The sequence below is a fragment of the Hydrocarboniclastica marina genome, from assembly GCF_004851605.1.
GTDB lineage: Bacteria > Pseudomonadota > Gammaproteobacteria > Pseudomonadales > Oleiphilaceae > Hydrocarboniclastica > Hydrocarboniclastica marina.
In genome coordinates, this window is sequence record NZ_CP031093.1 from 2128750 (window position 1) to 2147054 (window position 18305).

The 18305-nt window shown below is 57.1% G+C and carries 15 protein-coding genes and 1 tRNA gene; 11 read left to right on the forward strand and 5 right to left on the reverse strand.

Annotated features, from left to right (window positions below; all coding sequences use genetic code 11):
- Window positions 1-14 precede the first annotated feature (14 nt).
- Both soil367_RS09535 and soil367_RS09540 read right to left on the reverse strand, forming a co-directional pair.
- Window positions 15-992, reverse strand: a complete 978-nt coding sequence (locus tag soil367_RS09535; protein ID WP_216642703.1) for a methyltransferase — start codon at window positions 990-992, stop codon at window positions 15-17.
- Window positions 993-1128: 136 nt separating this feature from the next.
- On the reverse strand, window positions 1129-2568 hold the full coding sequence (locus soil367_RS09540) for an iron-containing redox enzyme family protein (protein WP_136548886.1): 1440 nt from the start codon (window positions 2566-2568) through the stop codon (window positions 1129-1131).
- A 415-nt stretch (window positions 2569-2983) separates the two neighbouring features.
- Between soil367_RS09540 and soil367_RS09545 the strand changes: the two genes are divergently transcribed.
- Window positions 2984-5071: a putative bifunctional diguanylate cyclase/phosphodiesterase gene (locus soil367_RS09545; protein WP_136548887.1), complete on the forward strand. Its 2088-nt coding sequence runs from the start codon at window positions 2984-2986 to the stop codon at window positions 5069-5071.
- A gap of 210 nt (window positions 5072-5281) precedes the next feature.
- Here soil367_RS09545 and soil367_RS09550 read toward each other — a convergent pair.
- Window positions 5282-5372: transfer RNA gene (locus tag soil367_RS09550), tRNA-Ser, on the reverse strand.
- 353 nt (window positions 5373-5725) lie between these two features.
- Between soil367_RS09550 and soil367_RS09555 the strand changes: the two genes are divergently transcribed.
- From soil367_RS09555 to soil367_RS09580, 6 genes are all read left to right on the forward strand, one after another.
- Window positions 5726-6379, forward strand: coding sequence for a Bax inhibitor-1/YccA family protein (locus soil367_RS09555; RefSeq protein WP_246065247.1), 654 nt, complete (start codon window positions 5726-5728; stop codon window positions 6377-6379).
- 223 nt (window positions 6380-6602) lie between these two features.
- Window positions 6603-7004: a sulfurtransferase complex subunit TusD gene (tusD, locus tag soil367_RS09560; RefSeq protein WP_136548889.1), complete on the forward strand. Its 402-nt coding sequence runs from the start codon at window positions 6603-6605 to the stop codon at window positions 7002-7004.
- 118 nt (window positions 7005-7122) lie between these two features.
- Window positions 7123-7494, forward strand: coding sequence for a sulfurtransferase complex subunit TusC (tusC, locus tag soil367_RS09565; RefSeq protein ID WP_136548890.1), 372 nt, complete (start codon window positions 7123-7125; stop codon window positions 7492-7494).
- A gap of 202 nt (window positions 7495-7696) precedes the next feature.
- Complete coding sequence (locus soil367_RS09570; protein ID WP_136548891.1) at window positions 7697-8008, forward strand: DsrH/TusB family sulfur relay protein; 312 nt, start codon at window positions 7697-7699, stop codon at window positions 8006-8008.
- Window positions 8008-8340, forward strand: a complete 333-nt coding sequence (locus soil367_RS09575; protein WP_136548892.1) for a TusE/DsrC/DsvC family sulfur relay protein — start codon at window positions 8008-8010, stop codon at window positions 8338-8340. The genes soil367_RS09570 and soil367_RS09575 overlap by 1 nt, the downstream gene beginning before the upstream one ends.
- A 66-nt stretch (window positions 8341-8406) precedes the next feature.
- Entirely contained in the window at window positions 8407-9456 is a 1050-nt protein-coding gene (locus tag soil367_RS09580; protein ID WP_216642704.1) for a glycosyl transferase family protein, read from the forward strand.
- A gap of 119 nt (window positions 9457-9575) precedes the next feature.
- On the opposite strand, the gene nfuA is transcribed toward soil367_RS09580, so the two are convergent.
- Window positions 9576-10157, reverse strand: a complete 582-nt coding sequence (nfuA, locus tag soil367_RS09585) for a Fe-S biogenesis protein NfuA (protein ID WP_136548893.1) — start codon at window positions 10155-10157, stop codon at window positions 9576-9578.
- A gap of 270 nt (window positions 10158-10427) precedes the next feature.
- On the opposite strand from nfuA, the gene metH reads away from it, so the two are divergent.
- From metH to soil367_RS09605, 4 genes are all read left to right on the forward strand, one after another.
- Window positions 10428-14126, forward strand: coding sequence for a methionine synthase (gene metH, locus soil367_RS09590; RefSeq protein ID WP_136548894.1), 3699 nt, complete (start codon window positions 10428-10430; stop codon window positions 14124-14126).
- A 69-nt stretch (window positions 14127-14195) separates the two neighbouring features.
- Complete coding sequence (locus soil367_RS09595) at window positions 14196-14420, forward strand: DUF2970 domain-containing protein (RefSeq protein WP_136548895.1); 225 nt, start codon at window positions 14196-14198, stop codon at window positions 14418-14420.
- 605 nt (window positions 14421-15025) lie between these two features.
- Window positions 15026-16696, forward strand: a complete 1671-nt coding sequence (locus tag soil367_RS09600; RefSeq protein ID WP_136548896.1) for a nitrite/sulfite reductase — start codon at window positions 15026-15028, stop codon at window positions 16694-16696.
- Window positions 16689-17189 (forward strand): DUF934 domain-containing protein, encoded by a 501-nt coding sequence (locus tag soil367_RS09605; protein ID WP_136548897.1) that lies wholly within the window; start codon window positions 16689-16691, stop codon window positions 17187-17189. Before soil367_RS09600 ends, soil367_RS09605 begins: the two co-directional genes overlap by 8 nt.
- A 101-nt stretch (window positions 17190-17290) precedes the next feature.
- Here soil367_RS09605 and soil367_RS09610 read toward each other — a convergent pair whose 3' ends face one another.
- Complete coding sequence (locus soil367_RS09610; protein WP_136548898.1) at window positions 17291-18283, reverse strand: YhdH/YhfP family quinone oxidoreductase; 993 nt, start codon at window positions 18281-18283, stop codon at window positions 17291-17293.
- Window positions 18284-18305: the final 22 nt, after the last annotated feature.

Sequence of the window (18305 nt, forward strand, 5' to 3'; positions counted from 1 at the left end):
TATACCCAGCCCCTTCAATTGCGCTCGCGTCTGAGGGTAAGACCTACTGCGGCAATTCGTTCCACATCAACGTAGGCCGGTTTCGTGAGCTCTTCGCCAAAGACATCCGGGTCGAGTTCCTCATAGCTCCACTGATGCGGGCTGTCCGCCAGGATTTCTCTGAGCGTTTGAAGAAAAGGGTCACGCCCACCAATGATGGCCACGCCGGTATACAGAAGCAGGGTACCACCGGGTGTAAGCCGCGACAGGGCGCTCTCGACGATCTGAACAGACAACCCAGCCCCCAGCCTGTCGCCGCCATGGCGATAGGCTCTCTCTTGAGAATCAACCATATAGGGCGGATTAGAGATAATCAGGTCGAAGTCCCCGTCGACATCACCCAGCAGGTTACTGTGCACCGCTGTGACGTTGGCTGTGCCTGCCAGCTGCGCATTAACCTCTGTAAGCTGCAGCGCTTGCGGATTAATGTCGACAGCGAGAACATCGGCCCCTGGCGCAGCCTTCCCCACCAATATAGCGCCGGCGCCGGAGCCACAGCCTATGTCGACCGTTCGCCCAATCTGGCGACCGCCACCGTCGATCCAGGCGTTGATAAACCGGGAGAAGCGGTATGTGTCGGGGCCGAAGAAAACAGCGTCGCTGGCATCCGTTGGGAAAGCAGAGTGTGCGCAGAGGAGATCGCCGAGGCTCGACCAGCGCAATGTGCTGCGCCAATGGTCGCCGTCCGGCACGATCACGCCGGCATCGCGCATCAACCTGAATTCCTGCTCACTGACCTGATCCCGCGCGAAAGGGCGGCTCCAGCCAAGTATGCCTCTGAGGTCCGTAGCGCGGGCGTTTGCCTGGCGCTGATTGACTATCTCGTGGGTCGAGGGCGTCACCGCCGTGGAGTGATATCCGATCTGATGAAGATACTCGCCCAATGCCAGGAGCTCTGCCCTACGGACTACGGTCATGGATTCATCCTTCGCGGCTACTGCGTCGCTGGGCATACGGCGTCCTTTTCTTTAGTTGCGCCTCTACCAGACGCTTTTCTGTTTTGCCGGGCCAGGGTTGATAACACTGGTGAACCTAAAAAACACAAGGCCAGTGCCTCGATAGCCCGAGCCTGTTTTGTTCAGGCATCGATCAGCCCAGCGCTGCGGAAAAGAGCCGCGCCGCTAGTAACCCTGCCCCAGTGGCATGTTTGTCCGGCGCCAGCAGACCAATAAGCCGGTTCATTCGCAACTCATCTGGCAGAGCAGCAAGCTCTCGCTCCAGGCTGCTGACATCGCTGTCAAGATCGGCGCTGCGGCCATCGAGGCTCTTCAAAGGCAGGCGCTGTGCCGAACCAGGCGCTGCACGACGACGCACCGTCTTTTTCGGGTGCAGCGGCTTGCTACCGGAAAGCTCCCCGGGACCGTGGACGGCGACGCCCTGGTTCAGCCACGATCCGGCGATCCAGTCGTGGATAAGCTGTTTCTCATACAGACTGAAAACGCCGAACATTGGCGCAGTTTTGCCGTCGATAACTTGCCAAAACCGGCTGTTCACCGGGTCCTGGTCGCGCTTGATCCAGCCATGAGTGACCATCGCCTGGAGGAACTCAGATACCTTGTCCGGGTCCGCTAGCCACTCATTTACCGTCCGGCCCCCTATGACGCAATAATCGGAGTGTACATGCTGGCCGAATGCCCGTTTGCGCGCGAGCATCTCCAGCAGCTCCTGCTCCAGGTCAAAGCTCTCGACCACATCGGTGGCACCGATGCCGAGGTCGTTCAGCCTGAACCCGTTAACAACCCGATCCATGAATCGACGTCGACTTCCGTCGGTCGGGAGGACGTTCAGTAGCATCTGGACCGCCTTGCGAGCGTGGCCAGTGCTGGCATTATCGACAGTGACGTGGAGCGTAAAGTAGTAAGGATCAATGCCCAGCTCATCAAGCTCAAACGCACTGATCAGCAGGTGTAGAGGCAACTGCTCGTAACCAAGGTTATAACCGATGATTTCGGGGATGAAATGCTCAGCGTTATAACCCAACGCCAATTGCAAAGCGCCCTGGGCATAATGAGCGTCGCTTAATTCCGGTAAGGGCTCGCAGCCATAGCGGGCCAGCAGACGCTGGTATAGCACTACATGATTCTGCGCAGGGTCACCGTCTCCCAGTTCCTCAAGGTAGGTCCTGATCAACGGATAGAACCTGTCGTCAGGCCAATGCTGAAGGAAACCGTATAGCCAGGCGCCATCCACGAGCTTTGTCGGGGCTATTCGCTGCAGAAACGAAAGTGCGTGGGAGCGGTTGCTGAAGTAAAGCCGCCCCTGGCCCTTCTTGCGTAACTGGAGATAGTCCGCATATTGCTCTGCAGTACGGGTAGCGCCCTGCTCCATCCACTGTGTGATCGCGTCGGGGTTGAAGGGCATCTCAGCTGGAAGGCGCGCGGCATTAGCCAGCTGCTCTGTCAGAAAAGCGCGAGAGGCCGTGCGGACATCAGGGCTCAGGGGCTCCTTCATAAGGGCCCGATATATATCCCGCGCACTCCCCTGATCAATACTTGACGGTTCGCCCTGGCGGGCACGGGATGCTGACATACGGCCTTAATCTCCCACTTCCTTTGTAAAAGCGCAGCTTTGAATGCCCCTGCTTGCTGACTTGCCGGGCATGGCCAGCAATTCAGCGGTTCGGATCGAGACCAGCAAGACAAATAGCCGCTTCCTGTTTGAAAACAGTCTAAAAGACGGGTTACCCGGGCTCAAGCTAACCCTCCGTAAGGTAACCGCTTATTCAGCCCAACCTAGCGTCAGCTGGAGCGGCCCGGGCGTTAAACATTGGTTAGCACATACCCATTTCGTGCTCCGTTCTGTTTGTTGGGTTCAGCTTGAGCCGCAGCACGATTGAGCTATATTAAGTGCAGGTAATGCTCTAGACGCCAAACTGATCATCATCCAGTACGGTATTAGCGGCCTTTTTAAACCAAGCGAAGCTGCCCATTAAAGGAAATATTGGGTGCATTTCCCAATACTCAGGACACTTTGGGCTATTCAACGTATGACTCAGCATTACAACCTCTGGCTCGTTGCACTTTCTCTCGCGGTCGGTTCCCTTGCCTCCTACGCCATGCTGGAAGTCGCACTCCGGGTGCGCGACGCGAGCGTGCGCGGTTTCAGGTATTGGCTCATTGGCGGTAGTACAGCGCTCGGATTCGGTGTCTGGTCGACACACTTCATCGGCATGCTGGCTCACTCTGTCCACCTGCCTGTGGGCTACGACTTCGCACTGACGCTACTATCCATTGTACCGGCCATCGTCGCTGCGGCACTCACCCTGTGCCTGTTCCGCCGCCGCGTTGATTTACCAGGACTGGTCCTGCTGGGCGGCCTATCCATCGGCGTCGGTATCGCCAGCATGCATTACGTTGGCATGGCGGCGCTCAAGATGTCTCCCTCGCTGCAATACGATCCCATGCTGTTTGCCCTCTCGTGGCTGATTGCCATAGCCGCTGCAACCGTGAGCCTGGCTATGGGTAAGCGCCTGCGAGGCAGCGATCGTCCCACTCTGGCAAAGAAGCTTGCAGCGGCGCTGATGCTCGGCCTGGCAATCGCCGGTATGCATTACACCGGTATGGCAGCGACATCGTTCGCACCCGGCAGTGTAAGCCTTGCATTGGGCGTTGGGTTGGATAAAACCGCGCTTGCGGTCGGACTTGGGCTTGTCACTTTATTGGTTGTGATACTGCTGATAGTGATCTTTGATGCCCGGATTGCTGCCGAACGCATGGTGGCGCGCGAGCTGAAACACATGGCGCTGCACGACCAGCTTACAGGGCTTGCCAACCGGGAACTCTTCCACGAGCAACTTTGCAGCGCCCTGCACCGGACCTCCCGCCAGACCACGCTGCTTGCGGTTCTGGCAATCAACCTGGACGGGTTCAAAGAGATCAATGACCTTTTCGGCCACAAAGTGGGCGACAGGCTACTGGTTGACGTGGCCAGACGCCTTAAACGCGGCCTGCGCCGCGAAGACCTGGTCGCGCGCCTCAGTGGCGACCAGTTCATCGCCATGGCCGCGGACATGGCCTCGCCGGGCCAGGCTGCTTTCGTTGCACAACGGCTGCTGGATGAACTCAATCGCGCCGAAGGTGAAAGCGGAATAGCCGTTCGGGCAAGCATCGGCATCTCACTCTACCCCCAGGATGGCAATACTGCCGGGGAGCTGCTCAAGCAGGCGGATTTCGCACTTTACCGCGCAAAGGCCGACGGCAAAGGCTGCCACCACTTCTATAACGCAACCGTAGAGCATGCTGTCCGGGCACAACAACAACGGCTTGAAGAGCTTAAACTGGCCATTGCCCGTGATGAGCTGACGGTGTTCTATCAGCCTCAGGTAAACACCAGCACAAGAGCGGTAGTCGGAGTAGAGGCATTGGTGCGGTGGCGACACCCGATTGAGGGCATGCTCGCACCCGGCGCTTTTATCCCGCTGGCTGAAGGCGCACGAATGATGCCTTTGCTAGATGCCTGGGTGATCAGGAAAGCCTGCACTGATGCGGCCCAGTGGTCGACTCTGGGTATTCCCTTGCGCATCGGAATCAACGTGTCAGCGCAAAGTATTGATCTCGATCTGGTTGCGGTCGTCGCGGATGCCCTTCAGCAGAGTGGACTTCCAGCGGAGCTTCTGGAGCTCGAGATCACAGAGACCGGGCTCCTGACTGCCGGCGAGAAGATTGCGTCCAAAGCGCTGCATCAGCTGTCCGGTCTGGGCGTCCAACTCTCGATTGACGACTTCGGCACGGGATACGGCTCGTTGACCTACCTTTCGACACTCCCTATCGACGCTATCAAGATCGACCGGCAGTTTGTTCAGGCCGCCCTCCAAGAGCGCCCCGCGGCAGCGATTGTTGCTTCTCTGATAGACCTTGCCCGCAATCTCGATTTACGCGTTGTCAGTGAGGGCGTCGAGACTGCAGCACAGCTGGACTTCCTACTCTCAAGCGGCTGCGATGTAGCACAAGGCTACTGGTTCAGTCGACCGCTTCCGCTTAGGGAGTTCGGGCACTTTATCGGCGCCGAGTCGGCCCCCGAGGTTATTCTGTAGGGATGACAGGAGACGTGCCTGCAGGACCAACGAATTGGGCAGAAAAGCACCACAAGATCAGCGGCAGCGGAACCAGATCCGGCCTTGAACTACAGCAGAAAACTACAGCAGCAAGTAGGAGATGGGATTCAGGTCTGGGTAGTTCCAGTGTGGCGCGAAGCGGGAAGTGAAGCAGACATAAACGCAGAGGTGAAACAGAAGCAAAAAAAGTGGCGGTGGGCCAGGGATTCGAACCCCGGGAAGGCTATTAACCTTCGGCGGTTTTCAAGACCGCTGCAATCGACCACTCTGCCAGCCCACCGTATAAAATTGCTGCCATCAAAGTCAGCGGGGGAAATGATACCGCAATACTTTTCCGTGTCAACGGTTGACCACGCAATTGCCCGGAACCAGAAGCATTGCCGATGGTCTAAGCCAGTGAGCTCTGCAACAGATCTGCAATGCAAATGCGGGCCTGCGCTCAACTGAACAAAGAGTTTCGGTTTCCATTGAAAACTCTGCCAGATACCTTAATATCTACAACTAACGTGCGAAACCGAGATTTCTGTACGGTGGCCACCTGGCCGTTATCGGCCGGCCTTCCTTGACCGGCGTTTTTTGGAGAATGTGATGGAAAACAGACGTTACCCGGACGCGCAACAAAAAGCGTCTCCTATGAGTAACAGCGATGCGTCGTTTGGTATCGGTTACAGTGATGATGTAGTCGCTGTACTGCGTAATACCTACATGCTGCTCGGCATGACCCTGGCTTTTTCTGCCTTCGTCGCCTGGATGAGCATGGACGCCGCCTACCCTGGCCCAATCATCACCATCGCGGTTTACCTGGGCCTGCTGTTTGTCACCTATAAACTGCAAAACAGTGCGTGGGGCATCCTGAGCACATTTGCACTAACAGGTTTCATGGGCTACACCTTGGGCCCCATGATCGGCGCCTTCGCTGCGGCGGAAGCGATGGGCATAGTTAACCTGGCTCTGAGCATGACGGCGGTCACCTTTGTCGGCCTGTCGGTCTTTACGCTCGTGACCCGTAAGGATTTCAGCTTCCTCAGCGGCTTTATCATGATCGGGTTCCTGGTCCTGCTAGCCGGCATAGTGGCTAACATCTTCCTGCAGATCCCTGCCCTGCAGCTGGCAATATCAGCTGGCGTGACACTGTTCGCGGGCGCCTGCATCCTGTTCCAGACCAGCGCAATTATCCACGGCGGTGAGCGCAACTACATCATGGCGACGATTGGGCTGTACGTTGCAATCTATAACCTCTTCGTCAGCCTGCTTCACCTATTGATGGCGTTTTCAGGCGACGAGTAGCAATCAAGTCGTGATAGCGCTGCTATCGAGCACCAGACCGCTAACGAGCACCAGATAATCAGCGCGGTCTGAAATAAGCTCTGATGTAACATTCACCCCGATGCACAGCTACCTGTCATCGGGGTTTTTCTTGACCTTTTGTTGGGCTTGAGGCCGACCTTTTAAAAAGGTCTAAGGCTAGGAAGTCAGTACCCCACCATCCATATTCAGGGTTGGTCACGAGATGCAGTTTGCCATTACCATAACTGGTGCACCGCATAGCACCCAGGCGCCCCAGACGGCCTACTCGTTCGCGCTGGCGCTGTATGAAGCCGGGCACGCTATCGAACGTCTGTTTCTGTACGGCGACGGCGTGCTGCTGGCCTCCAATCTGCAGGTCGTGGCCGGCGATGAGCCGAATTGGGGCCTGCTCTGGCGCAAGCTGGTTGAGGATCACAGCATTCAGGCGACGGTATGCGTAGCGTCCGCGCTGCGCCGGGGTATCATCGACGAACGGGAAGCCCAGCGACATGAGCTTGGGCAATGCGCTAACGTGCCGCCACCCTGGGTAATTGCAGGGCTCGGCGACTGGATAGAAATGACTCAGGTAGCGGACCGGCACCTGCTGTTCGGTCCCTCATACTAAACAGCGCTTTTTTCGAAGCGCGAACGTTTGCATAAGACCAGCGCTTGCACAGGTGTCAGTTGAGTGAGCTTCGGTCGGGCGACATTAGTTGAGTGAGCATGGTTCAGCGAGCAAGAGCATGAGTGAGAGTGAGAGTGAGAGTTACCTGATCGTATGTGATCGACCACCCTACGGCAGCTACGCAATGTTCGAGTCCCTGGATATGGCGATGTCGGCAGCTGCTTTTGATATGCCGGTTCAGGTACTTCTCCGCGGAGACGGCGTTTATGCTGCGCTTCAGGGCCAATCCCCGTCAGAACTGAAGCAGAAGGATCTCAGTAAACGATTGAGTGCGTTGGAGATCTACGGCGTGGACGCTATCTATGTCTGCCGGAAATCGTTGGACGACCGAAATCTTGCGCCTGACGGCCTTGTGGAATCTGTGCAATTGATCGATCCCGCCCAGGTGTCGGCCATCACTGCCCGTGCTGATCTGGTCGTACAGTTATAGCATGTCCCCGGCTATCGAGAAGGCGACTTATCAAGCTCCGCTTGTAGAGATCGGGTTTTGTACACATGGCGTTTGCTTACGGCCCAGCTCCAGGCCGCCTGGACGCTGGCCAGGGCCCGATAGGCACTGGTCGTGCTACGATCAGTCTTCTCAACCAATCGTGCTCATCAGGGCGATCGAATACTGAGCAGGAGTTGCCGCTGTGCCAACGCTACACATACTCAACAAGCCCCCTGGCCACCCGCGGTTCACAATGTGCCAGCGCCAGCTAGCCGAGGGCGACACGTTGGTGCTGCTCGAGGACGCGGTATTGGGATTCAGGCAGCCCGGGCTTGCACGTCCCGGGGTTGACCTGTTTGTACTTCGTGCCGACGCGTTCGCTCGAGGCCTGGCGCACGTATCGCACTCAGGCTCATCGGCGCCCAGTGGCGCCCAATTGCTGGATGAGCTGGTCTGCGACATGGCCAGGGTGGTTGACCTGTGCGTAAGCGCCCGCCGGATCGTGAATTGGTAATGAGCGAGGATATGCTTATGGGCACGACAGCGACCGACAAGGAAGGGTTCCTGCTGGATCCCCAGTCGTGGACGCCTGAGAGTGCCGAGCATATTGCAAAGAAGGAAGGCCTCAGGCTTGAGGATGGCCACTGGGAGGTCATCAATGTGCTTCGGGATTTTTACCGTGAGTACGAAACTGCCCCGGCCATGCGGGTTCTGGTCAAAGTGGTCCGTCACTCGCTGGGCGAGGAAAAGGGCAACAGTATTTATCTGATGCAGCTGTTTCCGGGCAGTCCGGCCAAACTGGCCAGCAAAATAGCAGGCCTGCCCAAACCCACCAATTGTCTGTAAAACACATCGCAGCCAGGACGGCGGCCCCTCCAGGTGGAACCGGGTCAGTTGTCAGAGGAAATAGAGATGATGACCGAGAATCCCCTGCTACCTCCGGTAGGCGAAGGCGAACACCCGTTCGCGCCATACGTACGAATACTCGGGCGCGGCAAGCGGGGCTCACGCTCGTATACCCAGGCTGAAGCCAAGGCCGCCATGGCCATGATTCTTCGTGATGAAGTCGAGCCAGTGCAGCTGGGCGCGTTTCTCATGCTACTGCGGGTTAAAGAGGAGACCGCCGAAGAATTAGCCGGCTTCATTGAAGCTGTCCGCGAGGCGGCGGAGCCCCCCGCCGACTTTTCGGTGGACCTGGACTGGTCATCCTATGCCGGTAAACGCCGGCATGCCCCCTGGTTTCTGTTTGCGGTGCAGCTGTTGGCCGACGCCGGGGTACGCGTATTCATCCACGGCGCAGAAGGTCACTCTTCAGGACGGGTATACACCACGGACATCCTTCGCGCGCTCGGGCATAAGCCGGCTCAAAACTGGTCTGAGGCCAAGGCCGAAGTCGACACTAACGGCTTTTGCTATATGCCCCTCAAGGCGTTTTCCCCGAAGCTGGCTGAAATAATCAACCTGAGGCCTATCCTGGGGCTGCGTTCTCCGGTCCACTCCCTGGCAAGGCTGATTAATCCGCTAAGCGCCCCGACCGTTCTCCAGGGCATCTTTCACCCGCCCTATGCACCACTGCACCAGAACGCGGCGGCTCTGTTGGGTTATCGACGAACTGCCGTTATACGCGGCGAAGGCGGAGAAATCGAGGCGAGCCCGGACAATAAACTCAGAGTCTTTCGAACCGAGACTTTTGCTCAGGATGAGCCACTCATAGAAGAACAGTTCTGGCCGGCCATGTTTGCGCGGCGCCACGTTAAACCGGACGAAATCAGTGCCGACCATATGCAGGCTGTCTGGCGGGGGACTACGCACGATGAGTACGGAGAAGCAGCCGTACAGCTGACCACCGCTCTTGCGCTTTACGAGACTGGACGCTGCTCCAGTCAGGAGGCCGCGTTACAACGCGCCGGTGAGCTTTGGGAAAAGCGCAACAAGGCCCAGTTCGGGGCGCTTCCCGGGTAAGAAGAACGTCTGAGATTGGCGCTGAATTACCGGCGCACCCTGACGGCCCGACTGCACCCCGCTGCACCGTTATTGCCGAAGGATAAAATGTTCAGGACACGGCTTTCACCGTGCTCCTGTTACTGGTAATAGGCGTTTTCTTTATTCGTGTGGTCTGTAACGTCGCGGACGCCCTGTAGCTCCGGCACCCGCTCTATCAACGTCTTCTCGACACCCTGCTTCAGGGTCAGGCTAACCGCACTGCAACCCTGGCAGCCGCCACCGAAACGCAGCACGGCAATATTGTCCTCGGTAATTTCCACCAGACCTACCTCGCCGCCATGGGCCGCAAGACCGGGGTTTATCTCTGAAGCCAGAAAGTAGTTGATGCGATCGGGCATCGGTGCATCGTCGTCTATCTTGGGCACTTTCGCATTGGGTGCCTTGATCGTCAGCTGACCACCCATGCGGTCTTCCGCGTAATCGACATAGGCCTCTTCCAGGAACGGTACGCTGGTATGGTCAAGATAAAGCGGAAACTTTTCGAGATCGATGTACTCGTCCGTCGCCACGACCTCGTGCGGCGGACAGTAAGCCAGGCAGGTCTCGGCGTGCTTCGTGCCGGGCTGGGTTACGAAAATCCGCACCCCCATACCTTCCACATCCTGCTTCTGAATAAGTTGCGCGAGGTAATCTCTCGCTGAGTCAGTGACGGTAACCATGGTAGCTGGGTTCACCTCTCGCTGGAAAAAGGCAGCGCTGCATAAAAGGCGCTGAAAAGTATGATGCTATTTTACGTCAGCGATCGCGCCATTGAAAGACCAAGTAATTTAGTCGGTTATTACGCGCAACAGGGTTTGAGCCCGCTTACAGGCTCCAGGGCGACGCTAGAGCCGGTTTTTGCTATTATCCCGCCCTCTAAAAGAACACCGGCCATGCGCTGGCTGATACAAGCCCAGTCTCCGGGGATCCACACTAGGAAGAATCGCGCTATGTCTGATCTTGACCAACGCCTCAAAGCCCTCCATAACGCAATCAAGGAGCGCATCCTGATTCTGGACGGGGCCATGGGGACCATGATCCAGTCGTGCGAGCTTGACGAGGATGCGTTTCGAGGCGAACGCTTCGCTGATATCGCGCAAGAGGTAAAGGGTAACAATGATCTGTTAAACCTGACCCAGCCCGAGCTGATCAAGGACCTGCACCGCCAGTACCTGGATGCCGGCGCCGACATCATCGAAACCAATACTTTCAATTCAACCCGGGTTTCGCAGTCTGATTATCAGATGGAAGACCTGGTACCAGAGCTCAACAAGGTCTCTGCGCAACTGGCCCGGGAGGTAGCTGACGAATACACGCGCAAGGATCCGTCCAAGCCCCGTTTTGTCGCAGGTGCAGTCGGCCCAACGTCGCGCACGGCGTCGCTCTCCCCCGACGTGAACAATCCCGGTTTTCGCAACACCAGCTTCGCGGAACTCGTTGAGAACTATTACGAGGCTATACAGGCTCTTGCTGAGGGCGGCTCTGATCTCATCCTGATCGAGACCATTTTCGATACCCTGAACGCAAAGGCGGCCATATTCGCGGCGCAGCAGTACTTTGAAGACAGCGGGATTGAGCTGCCACTGATGATTTCCGGCACGATCACGGACGCCTCGGGCCGCACGCTGTCGGGACAGACGACAGAAGCTTTCTGGAACTCCATAAGCCACGGTAAGCCACTAAGCGTTGGGCTCAACTGCGCGCTTGGTGCCGATGCGCTGCGCCCCTATGTGGAGGAGTTGTCCCGATGCGCTGACACCTATGTCAGCGCACATCCAAACGCCGGGCTACCCAACGAGTTTGGCGAGTACGATCAGACACCCGAGGAGATGGCTGAGATCGTCGAAGGCTTCGCCCGCGACGGTTTCATCAACATCATGGGGGGCTGCTGTGGCTCCCGCCCCGAGCATATCGAAGCCATCGCCAACGCAATGGCCCGGTATGCGCCACGGAAAATCCCGACCATCGAACCCCGGCTGCGCCTCTCCGGCCTCGAGCCGTTCACGGCGGAAGACAACATCGTCTTCATCAACGTGGGCGAGCGGACCAACGTCACGGGTTCAAAGCGTTTCTTACGGCTGATCAAGGAGCGCCAATACGAAGAGGCGCTCTCCGTAGCCCGGGAACAGGTTGATAACGGTGCCCAGATCATCGATATCAACATGGATGAGGGCATGCTCGACTCCCGTGATGTCATGGTGCAGTTCCTCAATCTCGTAGGATCCGAACCTGATATTTCCCGTGTACCGATCATGATCGACTCTTCCAAGTGGGAGGTCATTGAAGCCGGGCTGGCGTGTGTGCAGGGCAAGGCGGTCGTCAACTCGATCAGTCTCAAGGAAGGCGAAGCTGAGTTTCTGTCCCGGGCCCGACGCTGCATGCGTTACGGTGCTGCCGTGGTCGTCATGGCCTTCGACGAGGACGGCCAGGCAGACACCTACAAGCGCAAAACTGAAATCTGTAAGCGCTCCTACGACCTGCTGGTAGACATTGGCTTCCCGCCCCAGGATATTATTTTCGACCCCAATATTTTTGCGATCGCCACGGGAATAGAAGAACACAACAACTACGCGGTGGATTTCATCGAAGCCACCCAGTGGATCCGCGAAAACCTGCCGTATGCGTCCATTTCCGGCGGCGTAAGCAATGTTTCATTCTCGTTCCGGGGTAATGACTCGGTCCGCGAGGCTATCCACTCAGTCTTTCTGTATCACGCCGTCAAGGCCGGTATGAACATGGGTATCGTCAACCCCGGCCAACTGGTTATCTATGACGATATAGACGCTGAGCTCAAAGAGCATGTGGAGGACATTGTCCTCAACAGACGCGAGGACGGCACTGACCGAATGCTCGAGATCGCGGAGCGCTACAAGCACAAGGGCGGTCGCGTTCAGGAGGAGGACCTGGCCTGGCGCGAGTGGCCTGTCAACAAACGACTTGAGCACTCCCTGGTCAAAGGCATCACCAAGTTCATTATTGAGGACACAGAAGAAGCCCGACTGGCTGCGCCCCACCCCATCGAGGTGATTGAAGGGCCGCTCATGGATGGCATGAACGTGGTCGGCGACCTGTTTGGCGATGGCAAGATGTTCCTTCCCCAGGTTGTAAAAAGCGCCCGGGTCATGAAACAGTCCGTGGCGCATCTCATCCCCTACATCGAAGCCGAGAAAAGTGCGGGCCAGCAAGCCAAGGGGAAAATCCTTATGGCCACCGTTAAGGGCGACGTGCACGACATCGGCAAAAACATTGTCGGGGTGGTGCTGCAGTGCAACAACTACGAAGTGATCGACATGGGCGTGATGGTCCCGTGCGACCGCATACTCGATAAAGCGCGGGAGGAGAACGTCGACATCATTGGTCTGAGCGGCCTTATCACGCCGTCGCTGGACGAGATGGTCCACGTTGCCAAGGAGATGCAGCGGCTCGACTTCAAAATCCCCCTGATGATCGGTGGCGCGACGACATCCAAGGCCCATACAGCCGTAAAGATTGAGCCTCAGTTCAAGAACGATCTCACCATCTACGTCCCGGACGCTTCGCGGAGCGTGAACGTCGCGTCCAGGCTGATCAGCACCAAACTCAAGCCCGAGCTCATCGAGGCAACCCGCAAGGACTACGAGGAAATAAGGGAGCGCCGTAAAAATCGTACTGAGCGCACCAAGATCGTCAGCCTCGACAAGGCACGGGAACGGGCGACAGACCTGGACTGGTCCGGGTATCAGCCCCCCACGCCCAAATTCACTGGCACCCGGGTACTGAAAAACTACGACCTGGAAGAGCTGTTGCCCTACATCGACTGGACACCTTTTTTTATCGCCTGGGATATCTCAGGCAAGTACCCGAAAATCTTCGATGACCCGAAACGAGGGGAAGCGGCCCGGACACTTTTCGACGAAGCTCAGGCACTGCTGCGCCGCATCGTCGATGAGAAGCTTCTACAGGCCAATGCTGTCTTCGGTTTCTGGCCTGCCAACGCGGTCGGCGATGATATCGAGGTCTATACCGATGAAAGCCGTGAACAGGTACTGACGCGGCTGCACCATTTGCGCCAACAGGACGATAAGTCGCCCAACAAACCCCTGCAGGCTCTGAGCGATTACGTGGCGCCCAAGTCGTCGGGGCTGAAGGACTACATTGGTGGGTTCGCGGTAACGGCCGGGCTGGGAGCCGACAAGCTGGTCAAGGAATTTGAATCCCGCCATGATGACTACAACGCGATCATGGTCAAAGCGCTGGCCGACCGTCTCGCTGAGGCCTTCGCCGAGCGACTGCACGAGGATGTGCGCAAGGAATACTGGGGCTACCGCCCTGACGAATCGCTGGATACTGAAGCACTGGTCAAGGAAAAGTACCAGGGTATTCGCCCGGCGCCTGGCTATCCGGCATGCCCGGACCACACGGAAAAAGCATCGCTTTTCGAACTGCTCGATGCACCCAAAAGCGTCGGCATGGAATTGACAGAGCACTTTGCGATGCAGCCAGCAGCATCGGTCTCCGGTTGGTACTTCGCGCATCCGGAGTCAAAGTATTTCGCGGTCGGTCGGATCGGCCGTGACCAGGTCGAGGACTACGCAAAGCGCCGGGGTGATTCAATCGCAACGATAGAGCGGTGGCTTGCGCCCAGCCTGTCCTATGATCCCGACGAGTAATCCGCTACCTTGCCTGAAATCAGGGTTTTCACATACAGCGGTTTTATTGCTGACGGCAGTGAGGTTTTGATGACAGCAGATAAGGACGGGAGCCCTGCTCCGCAAAGACGCAAGGCAACATTCTGGCAGGTAGTCAGGAGCGTGCTGGCCGGCGCCCTGGGCGTTCAGAAAAGCCAGCGGCAAGAAGAGGACTTTGCCAGTCACAGCCCTCTGCCTTTCATTGTCGGCGGCATCATCTTTACGGCGCTGTTTGTCGCCGGCCTGATACTGATCGTGAGCCTGGTCGTTCCCTGAGGGCATCACGCGGCGGGGAATCTCAACTACAGCGCTGTGTTAAGCCAATCAATCGCGGGGGTTTAAAACCCATGGTTGGCTGTGCGCCAACTGACGTAGTCCAACTGTCAGCGCCATGACGCGTTCCAGTGCGAGCGGCCAGCAGACGGGACAGCAATCCAATACTTACTGATGTGCAACCCAGGCCACGGCGAACGCAACGCAAAGCAGAATAAAAGCAGAAGCCGCGAATGCGTCAACCAGGGAATCGTTCTCAGGATTTGGCTTACTCATGAACATTTGCTCCTCGGATCAGGTAATCAGCATCAGACGTTAAAGATACAGCATGGAACGGTAATTTGCGCACCACTCGAACGGCGCTTTAGACCGACAACTCATTTGGCACCGTTAAAATGCAATAGCCAGCGGTTATGAGCATATCATCAAATAATCATTTTAAGCATAACGCGCCAATGGTAAATTGACGCCCAAAATGACCGTACCCGTAGCTGACTATCACTGGTCAAGCCAGGGACATGCAGTTTAAACCGCATGGAAGGTCTTCGTCTAAGCGGCAGTGCTACCAATTCGTCGCGACATCAGCAATTCAGGCAGGTTTTCGTCTTATGTATTTATACGACGACTATGACCGTCGGATCCAGCAGGATCGGGTTAATCAGTTTCGGGAGCAGGTACAACGCTGGAGAAACGGCGAACTCTCTGAGGAAGAGATGCTGCCGTTAAGGCTTCAGAACGGCCTCTATATTCAGCGCCTGGCACCCATGCTTCGCATTGCCGTGCCCTACGGCACGCTCTCATCCCGGCAATTGAGGCAGCTTGCCCGTATCACCCGCGATTACGACAAGGGCTACGCCCACGTCACGACCCGTCAGAATATTCAGCTCAACTGGCCTGCGGTCGATGATGTCCCCGACATCCTGCAGGACCTGCTCGATGTTGAAATGCATGCGAACCAGACCAGCGGCAACTGCATCCGCAACACCACCACTGATGAGTTTGCTGGCGTAAATCCGGATGAACTGGAAGACCCCAGGCCCTACTGCGAGATTATCCGCCAATGGTCGACATTTCACCCTGAGTTCGCGTATCTGCCACGGAAGTTCAAGATTGCCGTTAACGCCTGCCCTGATCTGGATCGGGCTGCGGTGCAGGTGCATGACATCGGCGTCGAGCTGGTGCGTAACGAAAATGGCGAGCGTGGATTCCGCATATACGCAGGCGGTGGTCTCGGCCGGACACCGATGGTTGGACCGATCATCCGGGACTTCCTGCCTGAACTGGACCTACTGACTTACCTCGAGTCCATCGTGCGGGTATATAACCGCTACGGTCGCCGCGACAATAAGTTCAAGGCCCGCATCAAGATCCTGGTGAAGGCCCTCGGTGCTGAAGTCTTCGCCGGAAAAGTCGAGCAGGAGTGGGAAGCCGTGCGCGAATCCCGCACCCGGCTGACACCTGAAGCGGTTGCACGGTACAAGACCTATTTCCGGGAGCCCGCTTATGAGCAGCTCACCGACGGGCCAGGCGAACTCAGCGACAAGCGTACGACGGATAATGAGTTCTCCAAGTGGCTCTCGCGCAACGTTCAGCCACATAAAAAACCCGGCTACGCGATAGTAACGCTGACAGTCAAGAAAACCGGTGTGCCCCCAGGGGACATTACTGACAAGCAGCTTGAGCGCATCGCCGATCTGGCCGATCAGTATAGCTTCGGAGAAGTCAGGACTACCCATCATCAGAACGTCGTCCTGGCCGATGTGCCCCAACGCGATCTGTACGATCTGTGGCAGGCTATCCGCCCGCTGGGCTTTGCGACGGCGAACCTCGGGTTGCTAACCGACATCATTTGCTGCCCCGGTGGCGACTATTGCGCCCTGGCCAACGCCAAGTCTATCCCCGTAGCGGAAATGATCCAGCGTCGATTTGACAACCTCGACTATATTCATGATCTGGGCGAGATCGAACTCAACATTTCAGGGTGCATGAACGCCTGTGGTCATCACCATGTCGGCAACATAGGCGTACTCGGGGTCGACAAGAAGGGTCTGGAGTTTTACCAGGTGTCGCTAGGCGGCTCATCCCAGCGGGATGCTGAAGTCGGCAAGATTCTCGGCCCCTCCTTTGCACGGGACGACATGGACGATGTGGTAGAAAAGATCATCAACGTCTACGTCGAGAACCGGACCGAAGAAGAGCGCTTCATAGACACCTATCGCCGCCTCGGCATAGAGCCGTTCAAGCAGCGCGTTTACGACAAGGAACCGGCCCATGCATAACGTGATTCTACGTGACGGGACGGTCGCTGAAGACAAATGGAAACTGGTTGAGCAGACTGATGACGACAGCGCGGTCAAACCTGATGGGGGATCAGTGATCGTTCCATTGTCGTGGTGGCTGGACAACCGTAGCTCTGTGTCGGGTGACAAGAATATCGGTATATGGTTCGACAGCAGTGATGAGCCGGAGATGCTGGGTGAAGAATGCCAGTCCGTTCCCATCATCGCCGTGAATTTTCCCAAGTTTACGGATGGGCGGGGCTATAGCATCGCTCGCCTGCTACGCGAACGCTACCATTTCCCCAACGAACTGCGCGCGATAGGCGACGTGTTACTGGACCAGCTTTTCTACATGAAGCGCTGCGGGTTCGACACCTTTAAACTGCGAGCGGACAAAGACGTGGCGAAAGCACAGGCGAATCTGTCGGTTTTCGGCGACAGCTACCAGGCGGCCTTCGACCAGCAGGATCCGCTCTTTCGCAGACGCTTCTGACCACGAATGAGCTCCGCCTCTTCCGCTCACTGCAGAAGGCGGCGGAGCGTTAATTACGCTTCCCGCCAGGCACCAGCCTTGCCGGCTAAATACCGGCGGGACTAGGCGTGGTCATGCGCCAGCACTACACGGCCGTGTGCTTCGCCTTTAAGGAACGCTGAAAGCGCGTCCTGCAGTTGATCCATCCCGATCACGCGGGCATCTTCTTCGCTGATGGGACAACGCCACTCCCCCGACAGTTTCTTCCACATGCTCTCTTTTCGCGATAGTGGAATTTCAACCGAGTCTACCCCCAGCAGGTTCACGCCCCGGAGGATAAAGGGAAACACAGCCGTCGGGATACCAGTCCCCGCCGCGAGGCCGCAAGCAGCAACACTTCCACCTGGCATCAGCCGCTTGATAATCTCAGCCAATGGGGGGCCGCCAACCGTATCGACAGCGCCCGCGAACTCCGGCTTGAGTACCGGTTTTTTCGTCTCCTCCAGAAACTCCCTGCCCTCGATCCGGACAGCACCATGCTTCTTTAGCGCGTCGGCCTGGTCAGGCTTACCGCTGACCGCCACCACATCGAAACCCTGACTGGTCAGCAACTCAACCGCGACACTACCAACCCCCCCGCTGGCGCCCGTCACCAATACTGGCCCCTGGCCTTTTGCCAGCCCTGCCTCTATCAGCTTATTGACGCAGAGCGCGGCGGTAAGCCCAGCGGTACCATAAACCATGGCGGTGCGGCTGTCCCAGCCTGTCGGCATTTGCACACACCAGCCGCGCGGTACACGAATGTACTGCCCGAAGCCGCCGTCGGTTTCCATGCCCAGGTCATAACCGGTGACGATCACATGGCTGCCTTTGGGTAAGTCGTTTGAAGCAGACTCAACCACCTCCCCCGCCGCGTCGATGCCGGGTGTGTGGGGAAAGTTACGGGTCACCCCTTTATTGCCGCTGGCGGAAAGCGCATCTTTGAAGTTCAGTGAGGAGTGATCCACCCGAATCAGAACATCGCCTTCCGGCAGATCACCAAAGCTCTGGGGGGTGATACGGCCAGCGAATTTGCCGTCCTCTTCAAATACTCGCCATGCCTTGAAATCAGCCATACGTTTTCTCCCTTAAAAATTT